Source organism: Stenotrophomonas sp. GbtcB23, from assembly GCF_019091045.1.
GTDB lineage: Bacteria > Pseudomonadota > Gammaproteobacteria > Xanthomonadales > Xanthomonadaceae > Stenotrophomonas > Stenotrophomonas rhizophila_A.
Genome location: NZ_JAGXKC010000123.1, coordinates 1 through 1161, shown reverse-complemented (window position 1 = coordinate 1161; position 1161 = coordinate 1). Strand labels below are relative to the sequence as shown.

Here is a 1161-nt window from a genome sequence, read left to right as displayed (position 1 = left end):
CGGATGCGGTTTCGCGCCAAGGCGCAGAACTGCCGAGCCGGATTTGTGCCTTCGTGCGCAAGCACGGACGCGGCTCCGTGGTTTTGCCGGAACCCGCCGATGCGGATTTCCGTAAAGGCACAAAAACGGATAGCAACACCAAATGAACACTATAGATTGTAGTCCTATAGGGCGCAATGGGCTGTCATCTTGGTTTTCTGAGGGAAACCATAGGTGGCGGCTGGGTATTCATTGGCAAAGGCGTTGAAGACGGTCAGAAAGGCGCGTGGCTTGAGCCAGGAAGCCTTCTCTGACGTGTCCAGCCGCACCTACATGAGTACCCTCGAACGCGACCTCAAAAGCCCGACCCTGAGCAAGCTGGCCGAGCTGTGCGAGGTGATGGAGATCCACCCGCTCACGCTGCTGACGCTGGCCTACGCGGGCGATAGCCCGCACAAGGCCGACGAACTGCTGGCGCAGGTGCGCCGGGAGTTGGAGTCGGTGTTGAAGGAGCGCGACGCGGCGAAGCCGCGCGCGTGACGTGATGATGTGCTGCGACCAGCAGCACGGCGCCCCGCCGCGATGGGCGGGGCGCTGCGGCGGTCACGCCGCCTGGGGCTTGCTGCGCGACCAGATCAGGTCGTGCGTGCCGTCTTCGTTTTCGATCAGGCGGGCATAGACCGGAGCCGGGAACGAAGGATCGTCGAGGCTCACGGACTTGTATTCCCGCCCGGCCTCGCTGGTCTTGTTCCATGCCGCGCCGATGTCGTGACCTGCGGCCTGGACGCGGTAGTCCGGGGCTTTCTCATTGTCCCCCTTGTCGTTGGGAACCAGCTTGACCTTGACGTTCAGCGTCAGGGTGCGCAGCGTGCCGGTGAAGCCGTCTTTGTCGGTGGTGAAGGTGCCGATGTTGGCCATGATGTTTCTCCTTTCGGTTGAACAAGGTTCGCGCCCATCGCGTCCTTGTTGTGATCCGGCCGGCGGGGGATGGGCTGGCTGCACCGCTGGCGGTCGAAACGCAGTGGAGAACGGGGAGGCAAAAAGAATTTGCTGCGCGAGGAAGCCGCGCGGGGGCGGGGAAATTGTTTTCGCCGCACGGTTGCAGCCATGAAGCCTGAGGCGCAGCCGCGCCCCCGCCAGGATTCACAACGAGACAAGGACGCCTTGAGCCGAACCGCTCCG

2 protein-coding genes are annotated in these 1161 nt (G+C 63.1%); one reads left to right on the top strand and one right to left on the bottom strand.

What is annotated here, in order from left to right:
- Positions 1–213 precede the first annotated feature (213 nt).
- Positions 214–519: a helix-turn-helix transcriptional regulator gene (locus KVS69_RS18315; protein WP_082758534.1), complete on the top strand. Its 306-nt coding sequence runs from the start codon at positions 214–216 to the stop codon at positions 517–519.
- A gap of 63 nt (positions 520–582) precedes the next feature.
- On the opposite strand, the gene KVS69_RS18310 is transcribed toward KVS69_RS18315, so the two are convergent.
- The gene (locus KVS69_RS18310; protein WP_085413509.1) at positions 583–897 is read right to left on the bottom strand and encodes a DUF736 domain-containing protein; all 315 of its coding nucleotides are present in this window, start codon (positions 895–897) and stop codon (positions 583–585) included.
- Between the last annotated feature and the right edge of the window lie 264 nt (positions 898–1161).

Coding starts and splice junctions, on each gene's coding strand:
- KVS69_RS18310 (WP_085413509.1), bottom strand. CDS start 897: ATGGCCAACATCGGCACCTTCACCACCGACAAAGACGGCTTCACCGGC.